The 25,611-nt window shown below is 48.4% G+C and carries 20 protein-coding genes; 6 read left to right on the forward strand and 14 right to left on the reverse strand.

The window, feature by feature from the left end; translation table 11 throughout:
* Positions 1-145 precede the first annotated feature (145 nt).
* The 5 genes from ACYQ1O_RS12000 to glmS all read right to left on the reverse strand — a co-directional run bounded on the left by ACYQ1O_RS12000 (position 146) and on the right by glmS (position 4,090).
* A complete protein-coding gene (locus tag ACYQ1O_RS12000) occupies positions 146-865 on the reverse strand; it encodes a hypothetical protein (RefSeq protein WP_459991969.1) in 720 nt (239 codons plus the stop codon).
* A gap of 50 nt (positions 866-915) precedes the next feature.
* On the reverse strand, positions 916-1,305 hold the full coding sequence (locus ACYQ1O_RS12005; protein ID WP_459991970.1) for a hypothetical protein: 390 nt from the start codon (positions 1,303-1,305) through the stop codon (positions 916-918).
* Positions 1,302-1,709, reverse strand: a complete 408-nt coding sequence (locus ACYQ1O_RS12010) for a phage holin family protein (RefSeq protein ID WP_459991972.1) — start codon at positions 1,707-1,709, stop codon at positions 1,302-1,304. Before ACYQ1O_RS12010 ends, ACYQ1O_RS12005 begins: the two co-directional genes overlap by 4 nt.
* A 95-nt stretch (positions 1,710-1,804) precedes the next feature.
* Positions 1,805-2,035 (reverse strand): DUF883 domain-containing protein, encoded by a 231-nt coding sequence (locus tag ACYQ1O_RS12015; protein WP_459991973.1) that lies wholly within the window; start codon positions 2,033-2,035, stop codon positions 1,805-1,807.
* A gap of 225 nt (positions 2,036-2,260) precedes the next feature.
* A complete protein-coding gene (gene glmS / locus ACYQ1O_RS12020) occupies positions 2,261-4,090 on the reverse strand; it encodes a glutamine--fructose-6-phosphate transaminase (isomerizing) (protein ID WP_459991974.1) in 1,830 nt (609 codons plus the stop codon).
* Between the two features lie 1,008 nt (positions 4,091-5,098).
* Between glmS and ACYQ1O_RS12025 the strand changes: the two genes are divergently transcribed.
* Positions 5,099-6,730 (forward strand): fibronectin type III domain-containing protein, encoded by a 1,632-nt coding sequence (locus ACYQ1O_RS12025; RefSeq protein ID WP_459991976.1) that lies wholly within the window; start codon positions 5,099-5,101, stop codon positions 6,728-6,730.
* Positions 6,731-6,806: 76 nt separating this feature from the next.
* Here ACYQ1O_RS12025 and ACYQ1O_RS12030 read toward each other — a convergent pair whose 3' ends face one another.
* The 4 genes from ACYQ1O_RS12030 to ACYQ1O_RS12045 form a co-directional block, all read right to left on the reverse strand.
* Complete coding sequence (locus ACYQ1O_RS12030) at positions 6,807-7,634, reverse strand: hypothetical protein (RefSeq protein WP_459991977.1); 828 nt, start codon at positions 7,632-7,634, stop codon at positions 6,807-6,809.
* Positions 7,622-8,902 (reverse strand): nucleotide sugar dehydrogenase, encoded by a 1,281-nt coding sequence (locus ACYQ1O_RS12035; protein WP_459991979.1) that lies wholly within the window; start codon positions 8,900-8,902, stop codon positions 7,622-7,624. The genes ACYQ1O_RS12030 and ACYQ1O_RS12035 overlap by 13 nt, the downstream gene beginning before the upstream one ends.
* Before the next feature lie 101 nt (positions 8,903-9,003).
* Positions 9,004-9,183: a hypothetical protein gene (locus tag ACYQ1O_RS12040; protein ID WP_459991980.1), complete on the reverse strand. Its 180-nt coding sequence runs from the start codon at positions 9,181-9,183 to the stop codon at positions 9,004-9,006.
* Positions 9,184-9,286: 103 nt separating this feature from the next.
* The gene (locus ACYQ1O_RS12045) at positions 9,287-13,321 is read right to left on the reverse strand and encodes a tetratricopeptide repeat protein (protein ID WP_459991981.1); all 4,035 of its coding nucleotides are present in this window, start codon (positions 13,319-13,321) and stop codon (positions 9,287-9,289) included.
* A gap of 553 nt (positions 13,322-13,874) precedes the next feature.
* Here ACYQ1O_RS12045 and ACYQ1O_RS12050 point away from each other — a divergent pair.
* From ACYQ1O_RS12050 to ACYQ1O_RS12070, 5 genes are all read left to right on the forward strand, one after another.
* Positions 13,875-15,209, forward strand: a complete 1,335-nt coding sequence (locus ACYQ1O_RS12050; protein WP_459991983.1) for a glycosyltransferase family 2 protein — start codon at positions 13,875-13,877, stop codon at positions 15,207-15,209.
* Positions 15,206-17,158, forward strand: coding sequence for a polysaccharide deacetylase family protein (locus tag ACYQ1O_RS12055; RefSeq protein ID WP_459991985.1), 1,953 nt, complete (start codon positions 15,206-15,208; stop codon positions 17,156-17,158). The genes ACYQ1O_RS12050 and ACYQ1O_RS12055 overlap by 4 nt, the downstream gene beginning before the upstream one ends.
* A 114-nt stretch (positions 17,159-17,272) precedes the next feature.
* Positions 17,273-17,890, forward strand: a complete 618-nt coding sequence (locus ACYQ1O_RS12060) for a hypothetical protein (protein ID WP_459991987.1) — start codon at positions 17,273-17,275, stop codon at positions 17,888-17,890.
* Positions 17,887-20,286 (forward strand): Ig-like domain-containing protein, encoded by a 2,400-nt coding sequence (locus ACYQ1O_RS12065; RefSeq protein ID WP_459991988.1) that lies wholly within the window; start codon positions 17,887-17,889, stop codon positions 20,284-20,286. Before ACYQ1O_RS12060 ends, ACYQ1O_RS12065 begins: the two co-directional genes overlap by 4 nt.
* Before the next feature lie 639 nt (positions 20,287-20,925).
* Positions 20,926-21,990: an OmpA family protein gene (locus ACYQ1O_RS12070; RefSeq protein ID WP_459991989.1), complete on the forward strand. Its 1,065-nt coding sequence runs from the start codon at positions 20,926-20,928 to the stop codon at positions 21,988-21,990.
* Here ACYQ1O_RS12070 and ACYQ1O_RS12075 read toward each other — a convergent pair.
* The 5 genes from ACYQ1O_RS12075 to ACYQ1O_RS12095 form a co-directional block, all read right to left on the reverse strand.
* Entirely contained in the window at positions 21,987-22,169 is a 183-nt protein-coding gene (locus ACYQ1O_RS12075; RefSeq protein ID WP_459991990.1) for a hypothetical protein, read from the reverse strand. The two genes, ACYQ1O_RS12070 and ACYQ1O_RS12075, sit on opposite strands and share 4 nt — an antisense overlap.
* Positions 22,170-22,280: 111 nt before the next feature.
* Positions 22,281-22,622: a YdbL family probable chaperone protein gene (locus tag ACYQ1O_RS12080; RefSeq protein WP_459991991.1), complete on the reverse strand. Its 342-nt coding sequence runs from the start codon at positions 22,620-22,622 to the stop codon at positions 22,281-22,283.
* A gap of 11 nt (positions 22,623-22,633) precedes the next feature.
* Positions 22,634-22,831: a YnbE family lipoprotein gene (locus tag ACYQ1O_RS12085; protein WP_459991993.1), complete on the reverse strand. Its 198-nt coding sequence runs from the start codon at positions 22,829-22,831 to the stop codon at positions 22,634-22,636.
* Between the two features lie 2 nt (positions 22,832-22,833).
* Complete coding sequence (locus ACYQ1O_RS12090) at positions 22,834-24,702, reverse strand: intermembrane phospholipid transport protein YdbH family protein (RefSeq protein ID WP_459991994.1); 1,869 nt, start codon at positions 24,700-24,702, stop codon at positions 22,834-22,836.
* Positions 24,703-25,009: 307 nt separating this feature from the next.
* Positions 25,010-25,255 (reverse strand): YMGG-like glycine zipper-containing protein, encoded by a 246-nt coding sequence (locus tag ACYQ1O_RS12095; RefSeq protein WP_459991996.1) that lies wholly within the window; start codon positions 25,253-25,255, stop codon positions 25,010-25,012.
* Positions 25,256-25,611: the final 356 nt, after the last annotated feature.

The following is a 25,611-nucleotide window of genomic DNA, read 5'->3' on the forward strand; positions in this document are numbered from 1 at the left end:
GCCCCATCAATATCTCCGCTATGCTTAAAAAAAGCCTGGTCGCCTATTGGCGAAAATACCCCATCACTCCCATAACTGACTGTTTTTTTGCATATCAGCATGCAAAGGCTTTAAGGTATTGCCCACAAAAGCAGCCTAAAGCCGTTTAAAAGTTTGATAACAACTTTTGCCGGTTTTGAAAGCATTCTAGCGATTGTTCAAGTATGGAGACCACCGATTCCCCCGCAATAACGTGTTCGCGGCTGTCCATAATAAAATCCGCCAATCTGGAAATAGCCGCCCAACGGGCTTCGTTGCTTACAAAATGAAATGCAGAAGCAAACAATTCCGCCAATTTCTCAAGCCGTTGTTGCTGGTTAAAGGGAAAGCGCTGCAAATAGTCATGGATCAAATCAAGATCGTCACCGCCACCATAGTTTGCCAAGGCGTTTAGATTGACCAATCTGGCGTTGAATGGCTCATTATCATTTTCGGCGACATATTTTGCTTCCGCCAGGGCGCCCACCATCATATTCACCATATCGACATCAAATGCATGCTGGTGATACTTCAGCCATAGCCGATTGGCTTCTTCATGCTCGATCAATTCGCAATCCCAACTAATGATGGGCGGCATCTCGTTCACTAGGCGCCCGCCTTCTACCCGCGCTAGATAACCATCATTCTGGTTATTTTGATAGGCTGCTTCCGTTGCTTGGGCATCAACAGGCACGTCTAAGATAATTTTAAAATCCACGGAAGGAAACGGCTGGGTTGCATTGTTTAAATGAATACCCGCTGCATAACCCGCTTCATGATAGGCAATGCATTTTTTGTGGCGTTTTAGTGTTAAGCCATTTCTGACCATGGTTCTTTTGCTTTCCATACTGGTCTATCAGGCAAAATAAAGTGCGGTGCGTCTTACTGACAAGACCATTAATGGCTAGCCTTATCCACTGTTGATTTCGATGCCGCTGGCTTAGAATCAAGCGCCGTTATCGCCACCAATACCAATGGCAAAAATGCGTACACGGATTGAAGGGAAGCAAATAGATTCATAGCTGTTTTCAGTGGAGTAGCCGCCGCCGCGGCAGTGCCATTTTTGCTGGTCGCGATGGGGGCTTTTTGAGTTATTTCCCCTAGTATGAAACCTATGCCGCCCGCCAACAATAGATTGGGTGGCGTGGTCAATTGGCGTTCGACTTTTTCTGTGATCGCTGCGGCATGAATGCCAATTTGCCGCTGGCGATTAGATACACGCTGTTCGGCGGCGCGAATTTGCGCGGAGAGTGTCCGCGCTTTATGGCTTTTCGATGAAAAAATCATAGGCTTGTCGATGGGTTATTACGTTGTTTGTTCGGTTTCTGTCGCAAGCTGTGCAAGCAGGCGGGCCATTGTAAAAAACGGCTTTTGCGGCGCAGCACACCAGCAAGCAACAACACGAACAGTAAATTGACGGCAACCGCAGCCAGCACCGCGCTGCTGACCATTACCCCCTGCTCTATTAAAGCCAAGACGCCGACAGTAAGAATGCCCAGCCATGTGGCAACCAGCAAAACGGCAATCATCACCCCAACCATCAACATGGTGACGAAGCTTTCGCCCGCCCGCCGTGTTTCTAAGGCGGCGAGCTGGAAATGGTCATAGCCTAAGCCGCGTAACTCGACCCATAAAGCGTCAAATTCTTGCTTAAAATGGGCATCCTGATTTTCCCCTTCGCTTGGCATCATGTTTTACTTGGGTTCTTGTATTCAAAATACCCTCAGGCATTAGGCCGCTCGGGCTTGCCGGTCACGGCCCCCAAAATGAATTTAAATACATGCGACTAACGGCTACCCAACAAACGGCTCAACATAAAGCCCGCCGCGACGGCAATGCCTATCGACGCAATCGGATTGCTACGGATGTAGCCATTACAATTGTCGACCAGACGATGTTCGGCATTTTTCAATTGTTCGCCTTTTTCATCCAGCGCTTCTGCGGCATGACTGGCTGCACTCGCAATTTTATCGACCGCTTCATGCGCTGCGGTGAAGGCGTTATCCACTGATTCCATGATATTTTCCTTAAAGGGTTATGGCGGTTACGCCAAAATAAAAACACTGACTTTACGTGTTAAAACTGTTTTATGGCTCAGTAAGGACGTGCCTTTTTTAACCATAAAATCTAAAAGGTACTGTAATGGTAGTTCCCCTACAAAACAGTACGCTATCGAACATAAACCAAATGATTTAGCTATACCAAACTGCAAATGGCTCAATTTGTTAAAGGGGTATACGGCCTATTCTACCGTCACCGATTTTGCCAAATTCCTTGGCTGATCGACATCGGTGCCTTTGAGGACGGCAACGTGGTAGGCCAACAGCTGTAAAGGGATGGTGTACAAAATAGGAGCCAATTCATTGCTGATTTTGGGTACTTGTATGGTTTGGATATTATCGCCATTTTCAGGATTGAGACTTTCATCCATAAAGATAATGAGTTGCCCGCCACGGGCGCTGACTTCTTGTAGATTGGATTTCAGCTTTTCCAATAAATCGTTATTCGGGGCAACAGCAATCACGGGGATTTCGGCATCAATTAAAGCTAATGGGCCGTGTTTTAATTCTCCGGCGGGATAGGCTTCAGCATGGATATAGGAAATTTCCTTGAGTTTCAAAGCACCTTCCATCGCCACTGGATATTGGGTACCGCGGCCTAAGAATAAGGTGTGCTGTTTTTCGGCAAATTGCCCTGCCAATTTTTCAATGCTGGCATCCAGTCTTAGCACATCCTCAATCTTGTTAGGCAAGGCATACAAGTCTTTGGTGATACGCTGGGCAGTCACTTCATCAAGCGTGAACCGTTTGCCTAATGCCAACGTCAGCAACATCAAGGCAACCAACTGGGTGGTAAAGGCTTTGGTTGAAGCAACACCAATTTCGGTGCCGGCACAGGTTAGCATCACCAAATCCGATTCCCTGACTAAAGAGCTTTCGGGGACATTGCAAATTGCCAACGAATATTTAGCCCCTAAATTTTTGGCTTCCTGCAAGGCCGCTAACGTATCTGCGGTTTCACCGGATTGCGACAGAGTGACGACTAAGGTATCCGCGGAAATGATCGGTTTGCGGTAGCGAAACTCGCTGGCGACTTCGATATTGCAAGGGATGCCCGCCAATTCTTCCAACCAATAACGGGCGATAAGCCCTGCGTGGTAACTGGTGCCACAAGCGAGGATTTGTACACGTTTGATTTGGTCGAAAACGGCGGTTGCATTCATACCAAAAGCGTTTTCTTGAAAGCGTTGCCCAAGGAAACGTCCTTTTAATGTGGCGATAATGGCAGCGGGCTGTTCGTAAATCTCCTTGAGCATGAAATGGCGATAGCTGCCTTTGTCGTTTGCATCCGCCCTTAACGCGCTTTCCTTGACTGGGCGGCTGACAATCTCGTCATCGCCATTGAAAATCACCAAGCTGTCTTTTTTCAGTTCGGCAATATCGCCGTCTTCAAGAAAAATGAAGCGCTGGGTAACCGCTAACAAGGCAGAAACATCCGAAGCGATGAAATGCTCGCCAATGCCAATGCCGATCACCAACGGGCTACCTTTTCGGCACACCACCAAGGTATCGGGGTCATCTTGGCTCATAACACCTAAGGCATAAGTGCCTTGCAATTTTTTGACGGTATTTTTGACCGCCTGGAAGAGCGTTAACCCACTCTGCAATTCCCTGTAAACATGGTGGACAATCACTTCCGTGTCGGTTTCGGAGGTAAATTCATAACCCGCCGCCATCAATTCGGTACGTAAGGCTTGATGATTTTCGATGATGCCATTATGCACGACCGCGACAATATCGCGGCAGACATGCGGATGGGCATTACGGGTGGTGGGTTTTCCGTGTGTCGCCCAACGTGTATGAGCGATGCCCAGCTTGCCATGAATCGGTTTTTTTTGGATTGCCGCTTCGAGTCCTGAAACTTTACCAACCTGACGTTCGCGGTGAATTTGTGCTTTATGGATAACCGCCAAGCCCGACGAATCGTAGCCACGGTATTCAAGACGTTTCAAGCCTTCCAAAAGGAGGGGGACAACGTTACGCTGCGCGACTGCGCCAACAATTCCACACATAGTATTCTCCTGTTTGATTAGATGTAACCAGCCGTATCTGCACTGTTAAAAGCGAGGGGTTCGAATCATGATCGCTCCTGGCACAGAGGGCTTACCGCTTTGATGACATTAAGGAATGATGCTTGCCAGAATAGGGCGAAAAATAGATTTCTATTACCCGATTGCATATTAGGAAAAAGGCAACGTTGAGTCGGTGCGGTAGCGAACTTAGAGGAATAAAAGAGAAAAAGATGAAGAGGGCGTGACAAAAATTCGGGAACTTAAAAAATAATACAGACTCATCCATTAGCGTTTATCAATACACTAATAAATGCTAACGCCATCACAAAACTACATTTGAGTAGTCTTATCCATAGTAAGAATAAGCTATTTATCCTATGCTTCTTATGTCCGAATTCTTTATCAATAAAAACAAGCAATTGTTTTTAATAAAGTTATTTGGCATTTATTTCGAAAAGGTTCCAGCAGTTTTCCTGTTGCTTATTGGTGCCAGCACCTTTTTACCTATTGACGAATAAGAGTGATGAACCGGTGTAAATCCGATTTTTTGATTAAATATGTAGATTAGCTTTAACAAACCGTTGGCGAGCCAAGCTCTAACCAACGAAGTTTGTCAGTTTTCTTTTGCCCTTTTTTCAATTAATTATTTCCACCTAAGGCAACGGTAATAATAGGTTCAGTACTATTACCGTTTGTAAGCAAGACAAGCGCTTTTTCTTTTTCACAACCTATCAATACGACAAATGAGTATTAAAAAATTATGAAGTGACATTTTCATTCAAAGTTCTATGAGAGTCAGTGCGCTAGCGCACATGAAGCAGGCTATTTTAACGGTTTGGATAATTTTGGCTTTTGAAGCTTCATGACAATGAAGCAGAACAGAAGTAGCCGGATTTTCCTCGGCCAAAATTTCTGGCTACGCTCAAGGTGCAAAGGGAAAATATGCCCGTGTGGTACAGAACGATGGCAATAGCATAACTCAACTGAGTATTCCCAAATTTAAACTTTATGTATCCCAAAATTCCGCAATTTTTAGCGTTACTCACCATCTATGGACTCACCGCCACTTCAGCGGCTATAGGTGCCACCGACCGGTTCGGCATCAACCAAATTCACCCGACCCTTCTGGGGGGAAAAGAATGGGGTTCCTCATGGGATAACGGCTCCAAACGTTCTTTTACGGGTATCGACCCTCAGGATGCCTGGTTTGACGCCGACCATGGCGATGCTTCGTATACGGTTGACGGCAATGGTTTATTCACCATTTCGGGAGCAGTTCCGCGCATGTATATCCATGATCCAGCAAAACTCAACAGCTGGCACAACGTTGAAATGACCGTTTATGCCAAGCGCGTTGCCGATAGCGGTACGGCGTATGGCGGCATTGTCGGCTTGGCGCGCACCAACCACGGTACGACCGGTTCGGAAACCGCCAACCTTTGCGATACCCGTGGCATGTCGGCGCGGATTCGCTATGACGGTCATATCGACTTTGAAAAAGAAACCAGCCATCCCGATTCGACCGCAATCCAAAACAAAACCATTTGGGCGGGCGGCTTTCCAAAAAATGTCTGGATAGGCTACAAGTATGTGGTTTATGACTTAGCTGACGGCAACGTCAAGCTGGAGTTGTGGATGGACCAAACCGACGGTTTAAACGGCGGCAATTGGATTAAAGTCAATGAGCTTGTCGATACCGGCGCCAATTTCGGCGTGAATGGTACGCCGTGTAAAGCCGGTATGGATCCCGCCATGAAACTGACGGCATCGGATACCCGCACGGGCTCAGAATCCGGCAAACCCAATATCTCCGTTTACTGGCGCAGCGATAATGTCGGTGCTAACGGCTTGGTTTACAAAATGATGAGTGTCCGTGAAATATCGCCCGATACGGCAGTCACACCCGATACCACACCGCCTGTGCTAAGCGCGATTACGGCGCAAGCGGTCGGTATGGACAAGGCCACATTGACTTGGACAACCAACGAACCATCTGACAGCCAAGTGGAATATGGGACGACGACGGCTTACGGCAAAACCAGCCTGCTTGATACCGCGCTGGTGACTAACCACAGCGTTACCGTGACCGGATTAACGAAAGAAACGCTTTACCACTTTCTGGTTAAATCCGACGATGCCTCCAGCAATCTAGCTGTTTCGGCTGACAATAGCTTCAAGACAGCCAGTAACTGTTCAACCAGCAGCGGTACGTGGGTCAGCACCCCATTACCGACGGCAACCAGTACGATGACCGTTGAATTTAATGCCACACCATCGGGTTCAAGTATTGACGGAGTTTTTGGCCTATCGAGCGGGGCAGCTTCGAGTTATAGCAACCTCGCGGCTATCGTCCGCTTTAATACCAATGGCATGATTGATGCGAGAAACGGCGGTACTTATACAGCGCTGACGCCTATTCCGTATGTGGCGGGTAAATCGTATCGGTTTAGGTTGTACACGAACCTAAGCAATCACAAATACAACGCGTATGTCAGTTCTGACGCGGTGACCTATCAACCTATTGGTAAAGGTTATGCCTTCCGGACAGAACAGGTGGCTGTGAAGACCTTAAGCAATCTGGCAGCCATTGCAGGTGCAGGAAGTGCCACTGTTTGTAATCCTATGACGGTCATTCCATAACAGGTGTCCGATATTTTTTAAGCCATTAAAAAAGGAGGGTAAACGATAAAATCGTTTGCCCTCCTTCTGCCAAAAATTAGTTTTTCTTTGAATTTTCGACCGCTTCATAGGCATCAAAACTCACGTCCATGAAGTCGCTACGAATCCCCGCATAACCTTCCTCCATAATACATTCGCCATCTGCCCCGTTGTCTTCAACTTGCAGGATTTTAGTCCAGCCTGAACCGAGTTGCGGATCGTTGAGATAGAGCGTTATGTCTACCTCATTACTTGCGTTGCTCACCAATTCTGTTTTCATACCGATCCAGCGATGGAGCGGCAGCAAATTGGGCAGTGTTTCGCGATGGTATGGGCCTGGATAAACGACGACGGATTTCAACACAGCGTAACGTCCGGCAATTTTCTTTTTCACCACCGCAAAACCGTCCACCCTAATGCCGACATAATACAAATTATTGCCATCCTGATAGCGATGAAAGAAAAACACGCCGTTGGATGGGTTACGGTTTGGGCTGCTCGACAGATTGATTTGGGCAATATTGAAAAACACCTGTTGGCTAAAGTTGGTAAATTTAGCCTGTGTCACTAAGCGCAGGAGATTTTGTGGATAATAGCCATTGTCAGTATCAGTCGGATTTGAAGCGGCATACAACCACCGAAAACGGTCTGTACTGTCGAGTTTGCCTTGCACCGTCTGCAAATAACCGTTGGCGCGATGGACGTACGCCCCCGCATTTAACCACCAATTAGGGTCGACGCTGCCTTTCCTGTCACCAGTTTCGGTAATGACGGGCAAACTGGCATCGTCAAAACTATCAACCAACGCAGCCCCGAACGCCGTTGCCGAAAAGCCCAAAGCCAGCAGCAAACCCAGTGGTTTAGCCAGTCCAGCTATAGACGCCATACCGTCATTCCCGCTTGCTCAAATTCCGCCGCATGCAAATTCGACTTCACATCCATGATGCAACCGCCTTTAATCAGTTTTTTCTGGAAATCTTCAACCGACAAGGAGGCGAATTTGTCATGCGATACCGCCGCGACAATGGCATCGGCTCTGGGCATGTCATCCCAAGCCAACAGGTTTACACCGTATTCCTGTACCGCTTCTTCCGCACTGGCATACGGGTCATGGACAAACACGTCCACGCCATAGCGCCTTAATTCGTTAAAAACATCGATGACTTTTGAATTGCGCAAATCCGCACAATTTTCTTTAAACGTCAGCCCCAGCACGTTCACGCGCGCACCCTTCACATAACTGCCACAGGCAATCATCACTTTAATGGTTTGTTCAGCGATAAATTTGCCCATGCCATCGTTAATGCGTCGGCCTGCCAAAATGACTTGCGGGTGATAACCCATCGTCACGGCTTTATGGGTTAAATAATACGGATCGACACCAATACAATGCCCGCCGACCAAGCCCGGTTTGAACTTCAGGAAATTCCATTTCGTACCCGCAGCATCTAAGACTTCGTTAGTGTCAATTGCCAACATATCAAAAATAATCGCCAGCTCATTCATCAAGGCAATGTTCAAATCGCGTTGGGTGTTTTCGATGACTTTGCTGGCTTCAGCCACTTTAATGCTCGAGCAACGATGGACACCAGGAACCACTATCTTTTCATAGAGTTGCGCGACTTTATCAAGGGTTTCGGCAGTATCGCCAGACACTACCTTACAAATTTTGGTTAAGGTGTGTTCACGGTCGCCAGGGTTAATGCGTTCTGGCGAATAACCGACAAAAAAACCTTCTTTCCACGTCATTTTGGATTCGGTTGCCAACACCGGTATACACACTTCTTCGGTCGCCCCCGGATAAACCGTCGATTCGTAAATCACCACCGCACCGTGTTTCATATTTTGTCCGGCACAACGGCTGGCGCTAATCAGGCAGCCAAAATCGGGGATATGTGCCGAGTCGACCGGTGTCGGTACGGCGATGATAATAAAATCGGCTTCCGCCAAATACGTCGGGTCAGCGGTGTATTCGGCATGAACAGCCGCCAGCAAATCCTCTTCGAGCAATTCATGGGAAGGGTCAATGCCTTTTTTGCACGATTCGACTTTATCCACGGCAATATCGAAACCAATCGTACGGTAATGTTTGCCAAATTCGACAACGAGCGGCAAGCCCACGTAACCCAAACCTATCACAGCAACAATCGGCATAGTCTTTCCTTTAAATGTAAGTGTCGTTTTCTTAATGTAAGCAGGCGTTGACCGCTTTTCTGCCCACCGATTTTCCAAATTAGCCCCCTGCCCTACCCCGCTTACATCCAGCTGATGCGGATGCCATCCGTCCATTCTTCCAAATTGTATTTTTCTTTTAATTGGCGATCGGTACTGATCTCGGTTGTATCGTCATTGCCGCAAAGCACTTTGACGGTGTTTACAGGCAGTTGCCTACCCGTTTCCGTATTCGGATTTTCTTGCTCTTTGTAATGGTTCATGGCTGCGTTGTTACCATGTTTATTGTTGTTATGGCTGTTTAAGCCGGGTTAATCCGTCGCTCCTGCGGGTCATGTGACCCCGACGGATCTGTCTTGATGTGACCTAAAATTTGATAAACATCCCAAAAAACGCACTAAAGTTAGAGTACGTTGCCGCCTGATAGCGGTTTAATGACAAGCTCAAACTTAAATTGTCTTTGACATTCCACTTCACAATGCCCGCACCGTTAAATTGGAAATCAAAATTATTGCTGGCCTCTTTACCCATTCCAGGCGCGAGCGCCAGCTCGGTGACGAAATCCTTTCCCCATTTCTTTTGCAAATTGACTGGAATCGAAAAGGCCATGTAACTATTGGGTGTCCAAAACAACGGGCTGTTGGTTTGGGTATCGTCATGGATAAATTGTGCGCCGACGCTAACATCGGGGTTATTCAAAACCTTGCTATCCAGAGACACTTCCGTGCGGTTACGTTGGTTGTTGTCGGTATAGTCAAAATAGGCGTGATTAAAACCGACACTGAGCGGATCGTTGATTTTGTAGGTGGCTCCACCCTTCACCCGTGTGAACGCCAAGTCATCTAGTATTGCAGCGGCGGTATTGACGTAAGTGTGGTCGGCGGCAATTGACACATCGAGCTTATCTCCTAAACCTGAAGTCAACTCAACCGCGCCTAAGGGAAAGGTGATGCCGGATTTTGCCGGCGGTGATGCGGTGTTTTCAGAAAAATCAGCAACACCCGCTGATAGTGATAAGTGTGATCGGGCCGCCAGTTCATAATTGAATTGACCGCCGAATTGGTTGCCGGTGGTTTCAAACTGTTGCTCTGTAATAACGCCATCTCTTGCCGGATCGAGCGTTTGTTTAAAATCCAAGTATTTATAATAAGCCGCCACTGACAACCTATCGGAAACGCCGTATTGTAAGGATGGGCCGAGACTGTAAAAACGGCGGTCGGCATTGTCTTCAAAATACAAGCCACTCATTTGCACCGAGGCTCCCAGTCGGCTGTCTAGGTTGGCTATTTCTTTTTGTATCAGCGGATCGTTTGGACGCAGTGTTGAAGCTGAATTCAAGCTGGTTCTCGCCCCGGCATGATCGCCACTCCAATTTAAAATTTTGCCGGAAGTGGTGAGCAACTCGGCTTTATCAACCGCACCCTCTTTATCCAAGGTATTGATAATGTTCAACGCCTGACCATAACGGCCTGATTCCACATCCAAGTGTGCCAGCTTGTAAGAGGTTGACGTCACGGGGTCGATCGTCTTCAGTTGCTGGACAAGGTCTGCACCTGAATAGGAACGTGGCACCTCGAAACGCGGCAGGATGTATCGGGGCGTACCACTGGTTGCAAGGTAGGTATTGTCCACATTGAACGCCAGGCTAAATTGCTTTTTCACGGTGGCTTGGTTGATGCTAAAGGCTTCCGGTGTATTGGAAAGTGACCGATGGCCTTGGTCGCCGTAGGGAAATGCAAAAGCAATTACGTTTGTGCCAGGCAATTCACGGGCGATGGTTTGTTTGCAGGTGAGCATATCTTGCTCAATGCGGGCGGCAAACTCTGGGTCAGTTTCCAAGCGGTTGGTGTCTTTCAGCCACATTTTGTTAGCCAAAAAATGCCCTAAATGGCCTTCGGCATCGACGGGGATATAGTGTTGTGCGTCAGACCCGTGGCACTGCATATCCCAACGTTGAGTCGCGAGCATTTTTCTCACTATCGTCCAGACTGCGGCATACGGCTGATGGGTTGCCACGTCTTCCACCGGAACGAACATGGTTGCCCGAAAGCCTGTTTCTTCAAGTACCGGATCGGCATATTTGAAACTGTCGGCCCGCGCATCATCAAAGGTAATCAACAGCGGTTTACTCGGTAATGAACCCGTTCCGTCCATAGCCCCCTGCAACTGGCTCATGGTGATCGATTGATAGCCTTCTTTTTTAAGTGCCAATAATTGTTCACGAAATTTTTGCAGGGAGACCGTATCGCGATGATCCGATACGGTGATGCCGTGGTACAGCAAAATGGGGATCGTAGGACGTTGGGTTGTTTCGAGCGCGTCATTCAGCAGGGCAAAACCAGCTTCCTTATCACCCGCGTGATACGTCAAATCCGCCAGATTTTGTTGCAAGGCCGAACTGTTCGGTAAAAATGCGGTGTTTTTGGTGAGTGTTGCCTGAGCCTCTGAATACGCCTCTTGTTCTTGGTAAGTGACTGCCAGTTGTTTGTTGACATCGATTGAAGCCGGGTATTGGGCTTGCAATTGCTTGGCGTAAGCAATCGACTCTTCCGGCTGATCTTGTAACCTCAGGGTTTGGACAATATCAATCGGTGCGCCACTCTTTATCGGATCAAGCGCGGCGGCTCGGCGAAAATCTTGGGTTGCGGCACCGTACTGGATGAGCGCCGCATCGTGACGGTTTTCTTTATCGAGACGTTCCCCCAATTGCACGCGCATTCTGCCCAAGCGGGTGATTTTTTCAATGCTGGGCGAAAGGGTATTTTGGCGGTTTGTCCAATAAATGGCGGATTCCAAATTCCCAGAAAAAAGAGCATCGTCGGCTAGTAAACCCATCGCCATTTCATTATTCGGCTCTTTGGCGATCACGTTTTTGGCAATCGTGATGGCTTCGTCATGCTGTCCATTTCTGTGCAACAACATGGCAAGTTTCAGTTGCCACTTGGTTTGCTCTGGATGTTTGTCGGCAAGGTATCGCCATTCGCGTTCTGCCAATTCCCAATCGTCGGCAGCGGAAGCATGTTCGGCTAAGCGGGTACGGACATTTTCATTGTCAGGATGTTTTGCCAAATAACCTTGTAACAAGGCGATAGACGCGGTGTAGTCATGCTTTTCCCAATAGCTGTGCGCCAGGCCAAGTACCGCCGTGCTATCGTCAGGGTCTAATTGCAGGCTTTGTTGGAAATAGGCCGACGCTTCGTCATCATTGCCGGCATCGTTAAGAATCGTACCTAAACGGCTGAGTTTTTTTGCACTGGGATTGTTTTCGGCAATGGGTTTCAAAATGATTGCCGCTTCCTGCCCGCGTCCCATCGCAACCAAAGTTTCCGCAAGGGCTGTTCTTGCTTGTGTATCCGAGGGTGAATGCTGTAACAGCGCGGTTAATTCCAGCTCAGCGGCAGGATAATTTTGTTGCGCCGAAAAAATTCTTGCCCTGCCCAAGGCCGCATCATGATCGTTTGGTGATTTTTGTAAAACGCGCCCGTAGGCATCCAAACCTTGTTCCCATAATTGGTCCTGCTCACTGGCCCGGCCTATCGCCAATAGCGTCGGTAAATCCCTAGGCTGGCTTTGCAATAAACCCTCCCAAATGCGGTAAGCCGCTGCATTTTGTCCGGCTTTCCGAAGGCTTGCCCCTAAGCCCCGCCAAGCGGCGAGTGTTCCCGCATCGGTCTTGAGTTTTAAGCTTTTTTTATAGTTTTCTGCCGCTTGCGGGTATTTGCCCAATTCCGCTTGGACTTTTCCTAAACGGTTCAGATTGTTAGGCACCGGCTCGACAATGGCGACCGTCCTTAATAACAACTCGGCACTTTGATAATGGTGTTGCCCGATTAAGGTGTCGGCAAGCAGGGATTTCGCTTGTGCATTCGTTGGATCATCCGCTAACACCGCCCTGGCTTCCAATTCGGCAACGGGAAAATCATGCTGGGCAAGCAATATCCGTGCTTTCCCCAAATGGGCGGAAGGGTCATGCGCCTGCAAGAACAATAACTTGGTGTAATAGCCATCGGCGTCTTGCCAGCGTTGGTCTTGCTCACTGGCTTTAGCGAGCGCAGACAGTGTCTGCGCATCATCAGGAAAACCTTTCAGCACATCTGTCCATATCTGATACGCCCGTGGTTTTTGCCCCAATGCCCAATAGCTCCAGCCCAAGCCGCGCCACGCCGATAATGAACCTCGGTCTATGACCAATGCCTGTTCAAATGCCTGGCGGGCATCATCGAATTTCTTATCGGCATACAAACTATTGGCATGATCTAAAACGGGGCCAACGAGTAAAGCACTGCGTTCATTGGCATTCGGTGGGGAGGAAAGTAAAAGTAAGGCCGCTCCTAGCAACATGGGTTGGTTGGCCAGATTGCGTGGCAACCAGTGAACCCTAGGTTGAAACCGATTTACCATTGACGACCCCTTCTAATAATTGTGTTAATGAAACGACCTGTCATTCGCATGCTGCGATTGCTTCCCCGAAAAATTGCCATTTTCAAATTGAAAGCTAATTGCATTATTAAAAGGCCAATTGATTTTAGCGATTGACCAGAAAGCCTAATTTTTCATGCAGGCAAAAGATACTCAATTTAGATAACTTGATCTGTGCGCTAGCGAACATAAGGTCAGGCTTATAGCTTACAGATTACAAATAAAGCATTGATTTAAATAAATAAAACCCTTATTTTCCTACACTAAAATGCGCTTATTGAAATTATTTTGGTATGTGCGCTAACAAACAGAAGTCTTATCAACCCGCTGGTATATTTCCGCGTAACGTGGTTCAGACCCTGCCCTTTTTTTTTTAAAAAGGACAAGGTGGGATTCGTTCTAAGGGATCTTATTAAATGGTGTTTGCCTCCCTTCATGCCGTCCGCTGTGCATCACTGGAGGCCGTAAATTAGTAAACGCCGTTTCCCCATCACAGCCGACAACGGCCCCAACCTTAAAGTGAGGAGATAGCAAGATGTCATCAGTGGATGAAAATATTTTCGTGACCAAAAGTGGTATTAGCGTCGAAGCACCTTCGACGTTCTCGGCTTCTAATGTTATGAAACGGCTATTGATTGTGGTCGCAGCAATGGTGCTTATCGCGTTTGCGATGGCGACGGTCATTGGCCTGCGCATGAGCAATATTAATTTTTATTGGTATAGCCCCTTGGCGAATTTGTATTCCTTGGCAATTGCGGGGTTTATTTTTTCCCGCTTTGTGTTTTCGCTGATATACCGCACGCCTAAGGATGTCGGCATCACGCCTTCGGTAAGCATCATCATCACGGCGTTCAATGAAGAAGACGCCATTTACCGGACAGTTGAATGCTGTTACGCGATTGACTACCCGAAACGGCTGTATGACGTAATTGTTGTCGACGATGGCTCGACCGATGCGACAGTCGCCGAAGTCAGACGCGCCCAAGAACGCTGGCCTAATCTGAAGTTGCATGTATTTGAACGCAACAAAGGCAAGCGCGAGGCGATGGCGGCGGGTGCTTACGATTCAACGGGCGAAATTTTGGTGTATGTGGATTCGGACAGTTTTGTCAAAAAAGACGGCGTCCATAAAATCGTCCAAGGCTTTGCAGACCTGAGAGTGGCGGCAGTTGCTGGACATACCGAAGTTGCAAATGTGACTGAAAATAGCCTGACGAAAATGCAGCAAGCCCGTTATTACGTCGCTTTCCGGGTGATAAAAGCTGCTGAAAGCATTTTCGGTACGGTCACTTGTTGCCCGGGTTGCTTTTCGGCTTACCGCCGCAGTTGTGTGATGGAAGTTTTGGAGCCGTGGCTAGGTCAACATTTTTTGGGCATCCAAGCCACTTTTGGTGATGACCGGAGCTTGACTAATTATCTGTTACGCAAATATCGGGTCATTTATGCCGCCGATGCCGTTGCGACTACCATTGTGCCGGAACGTCACAAACAGTTTTTGAAACAACAATTGCGCTGGAAGAAATCGTGGTTTCGGGAAACTTTAATTGCCGCCACCTTCATGTGGAAAAAGCATCCGTTTGCCGCCATCGCCTTTTACGCGCAGCTACTGTTCCCCATCATCGCGCCGATTTTAATTTTGCGGATTTGCTTGTGGTTGCCTGTGGCTCACGGTGATTTCGTGTCGCCAGTCATTTATTTGCTGGGTACGGTCATGATTGGTCTGATGTTTTCCGGTTATTACTTATTTTGGAAAAATGACCGTTACTGGATTTACGGCCTGTATTTCACGCTGTATTACCTGATTTTTCTGGTCTGGCAAATGCCGTATGCCATCGCCACCCAACGTGACAATCGCTGGGGGACACGATGAACTCTTCACAAAAACCCGCACAAATGCAACCCGTTCATGTTTCCCACTGGGAAAATCTCGTGTGGTGGTTGTTTTTAATCTGTTTGATTTTAGCGGTGCATGAGTTGCCTAAATTTATGGTCAACCTGTCCTTGCCTGCGGCAACTTCAACTAACACATCAATAGAAACGGGCAAGGAAAAGGAAGATGAGGCGTTTTTGGCCTTAGTGTTTGGCAAAGTCAGTGCTTCCCATGCCTTGGCAATTCCCGCCACCGCTTTTGCAGCCCAGCTTAATGCCTTACAACAGTCGGGGTATTCTTCGGTGCGTTTGTCAGACATCCAACACTGGCGGGAGAACGATGCCGCCTCCTTATCAAGGAAACCCGTCTTACTGACGTTTGAAGAAGCCAACCGCGAAACCCTTGAAATTGCCGATAAGTTACTGCTTAGCTTAAGGATGACTGCACTGGTGTTTGTCGATACCGATTTGCTGGATCAAGCCAATATCAATTTGGTTTCTTGGCATCAGTTGGAATTGATGGCGAGAAGCGGTCGCTGGGAAGTCGGCATTTCCGGCTGCCCGAATAGCAATGGGGAGTATACCGATCCGGTGCTGCTTGCCGAACGGATCAATAGGCAACGCAAAAGCTTAGAACATCACCTGCAAATGCCTGTGCTGACCGCCGATTGTTCTCGGTCATGGCATCCTGAGCAGAATGACGGTGCTTCTGTTTGGTCGCAAGGCTTGCACCTAGCGGGATTGCAAACAGGTTTTGTCGCCGCGCCTTTTGGTGCCAATTACCGGACTGACCCCGAAACCAATTTAAGGCGCATAAGGGTTGCCAAATCCTGGAGCCAAGCGGATTTTCTTGCCCAATTGGCTAACCACGCGCCGCGTCGGGAAGCTTATAGCGATACTTTCCAATCGACCCAATCCGCCACAGCATGGGTGGTCGATACGGGCGATATTGCAGTCGATAACGGTCATCTTAGGCTATTGACGATGAACGGTGAAAAAGGCGCGTTAATGACTTTAAGTGGTACGGAAAAATGGCAAGATGCCGAGGTTGAAGTGCAGTTAAGCGGACAACCGGAAGGTCAATTTTGGCTGTCTTTGCGTTATGGGACAAAACAGCCGTCGGTGCGATTAGGTATCGCTGAAGGCCAAATCATTTTGCAAGAATACGATAGCAATGGGGTTTACCGTCAGCTTGCCAGTCAAGTCTCGCCAACAGCGGATAACACGTTGAAGCTGAAGATGGTGGGTGCGCGTGCCATTGCCTATTTGAATGGGCAAGCTTTATTAGCGCGGCCTATTGCGTTACCGGAAGGTGCCGATCATGGGGCATTCGCCCTCGCCGTTTGGAATAAAGACGGCGAAGCGGAAACGCTTGAGTCAGGTCAGGCATCCGCTGAAATCGTTAAAGTCAGTGCCACGCCGCTTTTCCCTAAAAGCGCGATTCTTGCCGCGTTACCCGGTGAGGAAGCATGGAATCAGTTGCGGCAACATTCGGAAGAACTGACCACCCTCAGCCCGCATTATTTTACTTGGCAAGACAGCAAAGCGCAGGCATCCGCCACCAACGATACTACCTTGGAAATATTTGCCCGTTTCCATCACTTACGGTTTTCTCCCGCGTTATTTATTGACAGCAATACGCCTTTAGCTGATCGAGCCGCGCTTAGCGAACAAGCGCTACTTTGGGTCAAAAACCCGGCTTTTGATGGCTTAAATATCGTCATCAACCATGCGATGGCAAAAGAAGGTTGGCGGACATTTTTAAATGAGCTAAACCAGCGCGTTAGCCAAACGGGCAAATCGTTGACAGTGACGCTGCTGGCAAATAGCACCCAAGCGTTTTCTTTATCGGAGAATGATCCATTATTGCTGATTACCGCTAATGGTGATTTTTTGCCCGGCGGCCCCCGCTTGTTGTATCCGCTCAATCTGGCGCAAAGCAGTAAATAGTGGAATTTTAAAACCTTTCAATACCTTACTGGCTTGCATTACTTCTCTATCCTAACCATCAATAAGCGATGTTTGGCAACCGTTAAAGTAGCCAAACAGCTAAGGACTCACACCATGAATAAAGTTAATTTTCCAAAAAAATCCGCATTGCATAGCGAGGAAAGCGAATGTGCAGATAGCGTAAACACCAAGTCCTTACGGTTTGCTTGGCGTTTACGCGCTTTGTCATTGGCAATCGTCATCGTGACGACAGGAATGATGGCTGGCGGTCCGCAAACTGCTTGGGCTGACACGCCCCCCTTAAGTCTTACCTTGAAGGGTCCGGAGATTGTCCAATCAGGAAAACCCATCGATACGGTTGAAGTGCGTCTGGTAAATCCTGGAAAGGAAACGGCAGATTCGCGCTTACGGCTGTTTATCCATGATAAGGATGACCGCGAAATACAGGCAAGCGACATCAATATCGACATTCGCGAAAAAAAAGGCTGGCGACAATTATCAGTTGAAATCATTGATGGTGGCGTCATGGCGGCAATTGGTGAAGAAGGCGATACAGATAACGAACACCATAAAAAAGGTGGTTTCCCTATCAATAAAAATGCCACTCAAGTTTGGCAAATCCGTCTGACTTTCCGCTTACCGGGTCAATATACGTTGGTTGTGGCGGTTTCCCCCAATAACGGTTCCACTCACTTGGCAAAACCTGCCAGCATGAAAATTGAGGCCTTATGAAAAAGCTAATACTCTTGGTTTGGCTGTCGATTTGCAGCCTGGTTTTAACCGCACCCGCACAAGCCACATCAGTACAGTGGCTGACGCTCGTTTCCTTAACCTTTGATGATGGCCTAACCCAATCGGCTGCACGCAACATTCTTGCCAAGCACGGTATGCAAGGCACGTTTTACATCAATTCCAATCTGATCGGCAGCGGCAGCACTTATCTGACCAAAGCCGAATTGGACGGCCTTTATGCCGACGGCAATGAAATCGGCGGACACACCATCAGCCATGTCGATTTGGCGACGCTGTCGGATGCCGCACAAAAGTCGGCAATCTGTAATGACCTGCAAAACTTGCTTGACTGGGGATACCCAGTACATTCGTTCGCTTATCCTTATGGTTCAACCGGCCCTACCACGCAGTCCATTATGGCGGCTGGCTGTCCGGGCATCGGTACTTATCAGTCCGCCCGGACGGTAGGCAATTTGGTGTCCGGGACCGAATGCCAAAATTGCCCGCGGGCCGAGTCGCTCCCACCTGCCAACCCCTATTACATTTCCACCAACAACTCCATCGCGTCAACCACCACGTTGGATGATTTGAAAGGCTATGTGATCCAAGCGGAAACAACCGGCGGTGGTTGGGTACCACTGGTTTTCCATCGGGTATGCGATGGCTGCAACACCCTATCGGTCAGCCCGGCTATTTTGGATGCGTTCTTAACTTGGCTGGAAACGCGGTCGACCCAATACACTTATGTTAGGACGGTGAATCAGGTGATGACTGGCGATTATCCGCCGCCACCGCCACCGCCGCAATTGGGCATCAACTTACTGACCAACCCATCCCTGGAAATTGACGCGAACGCCGATAATCAGGCCGATTGCTGGTCACGCAGCAAATATGGCACTAATACGGGCAGCTTTGCGCACATCAACGACCCCTTATTGGCGCACAGCGGAAATTTTAGCGATCAGATCACCATCACCAGTTACAGCAGCGGCGACAATAAATTGTTGCCCACTTTAGATGTTGGGCAAACAGCCGGAGGTTGTGCGCCAGCTGTAGTTGCAGGAGAGATATACCAAATCAGCGCTTGGTACAAATCCACAGTCCAATCGGCTCTCGTGCTATTTTATCTCGATGCCAATGGCGTATGGCGTTATTGGTTAGATGGCCCGCAACTGCCGGTATCAAGCACATGGACGCAAATGATTTACTACCAAAATGGTGTTCCCGCCGGAGCGAAGGCCATCAGTTTTGGCATTGCTTTAAATAGCGCCGGTACGCTGGTAACCGATGATTACTCAATGGCAGCCGTTATCGATACTACCGCCCCTGTGGACAGCATCCCCCCAACCATTGTTGCTTTTGCACCGGCAGATGGCACCGTTGTTACTGGGGCTGTGAATCTAACGGCCTCAGCCACCGATAATGTGGCTATCGATCATGTTGATTTCATCATCAATGGTGCTGTGTTTGCCAGTGATAAGACGAAGCCCTATTCAGCTACTTGGAATTCAGCAACAGTGGCCAATGGTTCGGTGGCTTACTCGGTTCGCGCCGTTGATATTGCAGGCAATCCAACCGTTTCTGACATGGCGTTCCTGACGACTATGAATGATCTGACATCGCCAATTATCGCGTTTGACCAACCACCGACACCCCTTGAAGGCGCTACCGTATCCGGTCAACAAGCCGTTGCGGCAACCGCCACTGATGATATAGGTGTGGTGAAGGTGGATTTTCTCGTCAACGATGTGGTGGTCGCTTCGGATAGTGTCGCCCCCTATGCCATCACGTGGAATTCCTTATTGAACGCCGATGGCGCGGCAACTTTAACGGCTAAAGCTTACGATGCGGCGGGCAACAGCACGCTAACTGACGTGATTAACCTGACCATCAGCAATCACCAAGGCAATTTGCTGAAGAACCCTTCGCTAGAAATTGATACCAACAACGACAATATTGCCGATAACTGGCAACGCAGTGGCTTTGGTACCAACAGCTTTATTTGGACACGCCTTAATGGCGCGGCCTTAGCACACAGTGGTAATTTTGCCGAATCCCTACAAATTACCAGCCGTACTAGCGGTGACCGTAAATTACTGCAACCACAGGATGCGGGAATATTAGCCCCAGCAGTGGTTGCCGGAAAACGTTACACCTTACGCAGCTTTTATAAATCGACCACTGCCACGGGTTTTGTCGTCTATTATCGGAGCAGTGCAGGTGTTTGGACGTACTGGGTAACAAGCAGCAGTTTTGCCGCCAGCAATGCTTGGGTTCAAGCCAGCTTTACCACGCCGCCAATTCCTGCCGGTGCAACGTCACTATCGTTTGGTTTATACCTGAATAATGTCGGCACCTTAATAACCGATGACTACGCCTTGGAATTGATCCCGTAAGCGGTTAGGGGATCGCCGAACCAACTGCCAAGTACCGGCTTTTTGTTTGGCCTCCCCGTTATTAAGAAATCGCTAAATAAAGCCTTCGACAAGCTCAGTACCCAAGAGCATAAAGCATAATTTAATCAATCACTTACCGTTAATACTGAGCTTATCGAAACATGATTGGGATCGATAAGTTCAGCACTTCCTTAAAAATCAACAGCCTTTACAAGGCTGCTTCCGAGCATGACTCTCGCATTTCGCCCGTTTGGACGGACTTCGCCATAGGCTTTGCAATCGACCGCTTTGGCCTATTTCGTCTGCTACACGCAACATCAGTCCGTTAAATCCAACAAAAACTTCCTCAAAGCCTGATCTATGTGTGCTAACGCACCGACTGATACCCCCTAAGAAAGTTACTCTGAACCTCAGATATTTAACAATTCCAAATACTTAAAACAGCTTTTTGATTTCGCCGTTATCTGCGCAATTTTCACCCACAGTATCGGCATTCAAAAGACCAATGGCGTTCTTGCCGAACGAATATCAGTCCGAATAAAAACAAACCCCAGTACGTTAAACCTGCATTCTCAATGGGCGGCATCATATAACTTGTTTTATGGGCTTCCTTTTTTTACTACGTCTAAGGAAATTATTATGTTGAAAAGAAGCTTGCTCACCGTTGCCACCCTCACCAGCGTAGGCCTTTTACCGCTTGCACACGCTGCCGACCAACCCGTCGATAACCGCTGGTACATTTCGCCATTCGGCACGTTTATCAAAACCGACAATGACCGCCAAGCCGATGATGGCTGGGGCGGTGGCTTGGGCGTGGGTAAAATGATTAACCGATACCTTAACCTTGAAGTCAGAGGCTTTTACAACAGCCTGGACGGTGACAATTCTGCAACCTCTGACAGGGAATGGACATTGGCGGGCGGTACGCTTGATTTGCAATACTACTTTTCCCGTCAAAAACTTGCGCCTTACGCCGTCGTCGCTGTCGGCGGGATGGATACGCGTCTTAACAAGATCAATAGCATCGGTTTTCTTGCCGAAGGCGGTTTAGGCCTGACCTACGAAGTGAGCAACAACTTCCTGCTCCGCAGTGATGTACGTTACCGCTACAACAACAATGAGGATCATGTGCAAAGCGGTACAACGGAGTTTGACGACATGGTCGTCAACGTGGGCTTTGTGATTCCCTTTGGTGCCAAACCGACCTATGTCGCGCAAACGGAAACACCTGTTGCAGCGGCTCCGGTTGCCGCAGCACCGGATTGCAGTACGCTCGATGATGACAATGACGGCGTCAATAATTGTGTCGACCAGTGTCCTGTCACGCCCGCAAACAGCACGGTCGACCGTTCAGGTTGCCCTGTTAAGCTGATACTGAAAGGCGAACACTTTAATTTTGACTCTGCCGAGCTGACCTTAAACGCCAAAGAATTGCTGGATGGTGTTGCCCAAAGTCTGGCGAATTACCCGCAGAAAAATGATATTGAAGTACAAGGCCATACCAGCAGTGAAGGTTCCAATGCTTACAACATGAAACTGTCACAACGCCGCGCGGCTTCGGTTGTTGAATACCTGAAAGCCAAAGGTGTCGAGAACCGCTTAACCGCAACAGGCTTCGGCGAAGACCATCCGATTGCCGACAACGATACCGAAGCAGGAAAGTCTGAAAACCGTCGCGTTGAATTGATCTGGATTGAAAATTAATTCACCCAGACCCACATCGCTTGCCAGAAGCCAAGGACGGCATCTCCACCCGCCAGACATCTTTCAATCTCTGGCAGAGCGATGATAATCATCTGATTTTGTGCTGATAAACCCTCATCCGAACTCAAGCCCTCCTCACTAAAGCCCGCTGTTATGGCGGTTTTTTTTGCCTTCAACATTGCATCCGCATCCCCTTTACAAAGCACTGACCCCATTGATTTCGTCAATCATTCATCAAGCTCAGTACAAACGTCATCAATGGGTTGCCGAAGGCTTTATCCAGCGATTCCTTAACGCTGCTGCCACCCAGAACCGGTGTTGACAAATTGTCCGGCAGGCGTCTTGGCGATGATTTTTTGTGCGGCAAGCTTGGCGACGGTGTCGGAAGTCACGCCATTTTTATTGGCGATGCGTTGATATTCCGCCAATCGTTGGGCATTGATACTGTCCACCATCGCCTTCACATCGGCAGGGGCATCCATTTTAACCAATCCCAGAAACCCACTGATTTGTTCGCCAACCAACCCCGCTGATTTGGCCTGATTCAGATCGGCGGCAGCAATGGGTAAAGCAACAAGCACTAAAGCCAATAGGAATGACCGTAAATTCAGGGTAAATATTTTTGATTTCATTGATGTTTCCTTTAGAACAAACCTTTCTGGTTGGACATGAGATCGTCCACATCCTTTTCAATTTTCAGGCGAATTTCATGTTCGATTTTTATGTTCATATTGATTTCAATGGGTTTGTCGGGGGCTTCAATTTTAACCGAAGGTGTACATCCGAACAGATAATAAGCACCCCACAAGAGTGCCACCCGTGTTGTAGCCGTCCTTTTCATTGTTACCTCTGTACCGCTGGCGGTTTAGTTTGATGATCCCCTGATCGGGGCCGTTGTTTTTTGGAAGCGGGAAGCGGCTGGCCTTGGGCTGCTTTTAAAATTGCTTGGTCAAAATCGCCCGCCATGATGCCTTTTTGTAAGAGTTCGGGCAATTGCCCGCTCAATTTCAAATTAAAGGCCAGCGCATGGCCTGACAACACGTCAGGATTACTGCCTTCCAAACGTAATGCCATCTGATAATCGCCATTGGGATGATAATTTACCGTGGCGTTCAAACTTCGGTAAGTCAAGTTGCGCAACGCTTTGAAAGCCATGTTTTCTTTATCGGCTATCGGGCCTTGGTAACGGAGAACACCCGGTTGTGTGCCTGTTAATGTGCCATCGAGCAATTCAACGGATTTTTCAGAAATGCTTAACGGCAATTCGCCGCTGACCCTACCGCTGCCGGATAAATTGGGATAATCCAGCGTAGCCAGTAATTGCGCCAGATCAACATAAGCCAATTGCAAGGTCAGCAAAAGCGGTCGGTGTTTTAGGTCAAACGTAGCAGGCACAATATGGAGTTGACCGCCAAACAGAGCGCCGCCACTGCGTTCAATCGACACTTGCCCATCATGAAAATGGGCTTTGACAGCAAAATCCTGCACCGCCAATTTTTTTCCTAAGCTGATGGCGGGTAACGTTGCCACTAGAATGGCTTCTGGGCGGTTTAAATCAGGCAGCTGCACATTCATCGACGCTTGTTTAATTTGCGTAGAACCAGCCAGCACCGACACATCATAAAGATTGACTAGCGCGGTGCCGACAATAGGCCGCTGAGGCTGCCAACGCAGCTGTAAAACGCCCTGCACCTGCCCGCTGGTTAGCTGCCATTCCCGCATTAATTCCGGTTGCCAAGGCTGAAGCAAGCCACGCATCTCCATCACCGTCATATCCAATTGGCCTTTGGCGTTGGCAACACCATTTGCCATCGCCAAATCGAGTCTTGCCAAATAACGGTTGTCGCGGGTCAGCAAGGCCTGGCTTTCCAGCGTTGCAAAATTGTCGGGGGTTTTTAGGTTAATATCCAGCTGACCTAATGCCAGTTCGGGCGTTATCCACGCCTTTGTTGATGTGTTGATATGTTCCCTTATTTGTTCAGGAATCAACGGATGGGTATTTAGCCATGCGCCCAATAAACCGACATTGGCACGCAAATGCGCTTGCTTATCGGCTTGGTCGAGGCGTTCGGCATCCAGCTCAAACACTTTATTACCGGTGGTTTGTTTGGCTATGACTTTTGCGGTACGAAAACCGGGGGATAAATCAACCGTCAGCAAGGTGTCTGCCGTTTGCAGATGCGCTTGCAGCAGATTGTTGCCGGCACTGACGATTTCAGCATTGCCAATAAAGTGGCTCAGACCCCATTGCGTGGTAACCGCCAAATCTAAATTGTCGATACTCAAGCGTTCTAGCGGATAGGTCAACGTACCCAAAGGCGTGCTGTTTTTAGCGGAAGATTTGCCGCCCGTGTTAAGAGCAAAACCCAGTTGGGCATGGCTTACCCTAATCGACGAAACTTTGGGAATGTGTAAATCATAGCTAATCGTGACATCTTGCAATTGCGCCGATAACAATCCTGAACCGGTTTCAATACTGCCCGACAGCTCCGCCACTTCCGCATGGTTTAAACCAAAATGCAGACCGGAAAGGTGCGGTGACAACAATGGGCTTTTTTGAAGAAAGCGCAGCAGTACCCATTCCATCATCAATGACCGGTTCCACCACAGGCTTACGCCAGCAATCACCAAAAACAGGCAACACCCTGCAACCATAAAGTTTCTGAAGCGTTGTGAGGGCTTATTGATTTTCAGTGGTTGAAAAATCTGCATAGACTGTCATTCGGTAGTGGTTGTCAATTAACTGCCGTTGCTATTAATTTAGCCAGACAACGATCGAATAAGTTTAGCCGTTCTCTGAACTTAGCCGAAGCGCAACCACAGGCTTCGGCTACACTCAACCAGCGGATCAAGCCATCGGAATGCGTCCTGTTTTAACGTTTTCTAATTTTTTATCCAGTGTATTCCCTTTCTGGCTTTATTTTTTTGCATAGGGCTTTAAGCTTATGGCGTGTTATACCACCGGTAAGTTGGCATCTGAAAGACCTTAATTTGTGGCGTGATATGTTTTGAAAATACCTTATCTTCTTCTGTATCTGGGTCTAGGTGCTGGCTGGGTGACAACATTACCGATCAGCCCGCCCACAGCTGCGCCGCCCAAGGTGCCTAATGCGCTACCGTTCGTCAGTGCCGCGCCGCCAATACCACCCACACCTGCCCCCAACAATGTACCTTGGCCTTGTCTGGACATACCTGCACACCCCGCCAAACTGATTAGCAAAGTAGCGATCGCGATGGTTTTTACCCGCTGTTGTAAGTTTTTCATAACATTGCCTCTTAAAGTTAGGTTTGCGGTAGCTTGTGTCCGGATGAGTCCTTCTAACGAACTAACGGCACACCCTATCTCTTGTTTTTAGCAACAGCACTACCGGCAACCGTAGTATATTGAACAGGCGATTTCCTCGTCTGTCCGCTGTCGCACATAAGGTATACAAGCGTATCAAGGCCTGGCGCTTGTATCACCCGAAATGGCAGTGTTCAGCGTTTACGGCGTTCGATCTTTAAGCAATAATTACATTACGCTATGTGCGGTAGCGCACCAATTGAAAACTTAGTTATCTGTTATCATATTTCCTTACATGACCATTCCAGTGCCGGCAATTGTCATACCTGGAAGAGGTA

This window comes from Methylosoma difficile (assembly GCF_054657615.1).

Excerpts from the sequence above, each read along its gene's own strand:
- ACYQ1O_RS12050 (WP_459991983.1), top strand. The coding sequence starts at position 13,875 with ATGTCATCAGTGGATGAAAATATTTTCGTGACCAAAAGTGGTATTAGC.
- ACYQ1O_RS12045 (WP_459991981.1), bottom strand. The coding sequence starts at position 13,321 with ATGGTAAATCGGTTTCAACCTAGGGTTCACTGGTTGCCACGCAATCTG.
- ACYQ1O_RS12095 (WP_459991996.1), bottom strand. The coding sequence starts at position 25,255 with ATGAAAAACTTACAACAGCGGGTAAAAACCATCGCGATCGCTACTTTG.
- glmS (WP_459991974.1), bottom strand. The coding sequence starts at position 4,090 with ATGTGTGGAATTGTTGGCGCAGTCGCGCAGCGTAACGTTGTCCCCCTC.
- ACYQ1O_RS12085 (WP_459991993.1), bottom strand. The coding sequence starts at position 22,831 with ATGAAAAGGACGGCTACAACACGGGTGGCACTCTTGTGGGGTGCTTAT.
- ACYQ1O_RS12070 (WP_459991989.1), top strand. The coding sequence starts at position 20,926 with ATGTTGAAAAGAAGCTTGCTCACCGTTGCCACCCTCACCAGCGTAGGC.
- ACYQ1O_RS12025 (WP_459991976.1), top strand. The coding sequence starts at position 5,099 with ATGTATCCCAAAATTCCGCAATTTTTAGCGTTACTCACCATCTATGGA.
- ACYQ1O_RS12000 (WP_459991969.1), bottom strand. The coding sequence starts at position 865 with ATGGAAAGCAAAAGAACCATGGTCAGAAATGGCTTAACACTAAAACGC.
- ACYQ1O_RS12040 (WP_459991980.1), bottom strand. The coding sequence starts at position 9,183 with ATGAACCATTACAAAGAGCAAGAAAATCCGAATACGGAAACGGGTAGG.
- ACYQ1O_RS12005 (WP_459991970.1), bottom strand. The coding sequence starts at position 1,305 with ATGATTTTTTCATCGAAAAGCCATAAAGCGCGGACACTCTCCGCGCAA.
- ACYQ1O_RS12060 (WP_459991987.1), top strand. The coding sequence starts at position 17,273 with ATGAATAAAGTTAATTTTCCAAAAAAATCCGCATTGCATAGCGAGGAA.
- ACYQ1O_RS12010 (WP_459991972.1), bottom strand. The coding sequence starts at position 1,709 with ATGATGCCAAGCGAAGGGGAAAATCAGGATGCCCATTTTAAGCAAGAA.
- ACYQ1O_RS12080 (WP_459991991.1), bottom strand. The coding sequence starts at position 22,622 with ATGAAATCAAAAATATTTACCCTGAATTTACGGTCATTCCTATTGGCT.
- ACYQ1O_RS12090 (WP_459991994.1), bottom strand. The coding sequence starts at position 24,702 with ATGCAGATTTTTCAACCACTGAAAATCAATAAGCCCTCACAACGCTTC.
- ACYQ1O_RS12035 (WP_459991979.1), bottom strand. The coding sequence starts at position 8,902 with ATGCCGATTGTTGCTGTGATAGGTTTGGGTTACGTGGGCTTGCCGCTC.
- ACYQ1O_RS12065 (WP_459991988.1), top strand. The coding sequence starts at position 17,887 with ATGAAAAAGCTAATACTCTTGGTTTGGCTGTCGATTTGCAGCCTGGTT.
- ACYQ1O_RS12075 (WP_459991990.1), bottom strand. The coding sequence starts at position 22,169 with ATGTTGAAGGCAAAAAAAACCGCCATAACAGCGGGCTTTAGTGAGGAG.
- ACYQ1O_RS12015 (WP_459991973.1), bottom strand. The coding sequence starts at position 2,035 with ATGGAATCAGTGGATAACGCCTTCACCGCAGCGCATGAAGCGGTCGAT.
- ACYQ1O_RS12055 (WP_459991985.1), top strand. The coding sequence starts at position 15,206 with ATGAACTCTTCACAAAAACCCGCACAAATGCAACCCGTTCATGTTTCC.
- ACYQ1O_RS12030 (WP_459991977.1), bottom strand. The coding sequence starts at position 7,634 with ATGGCGTCTATAGCTGGACTGGCTAAACCACTGGGTTTGCTGCTGGCT.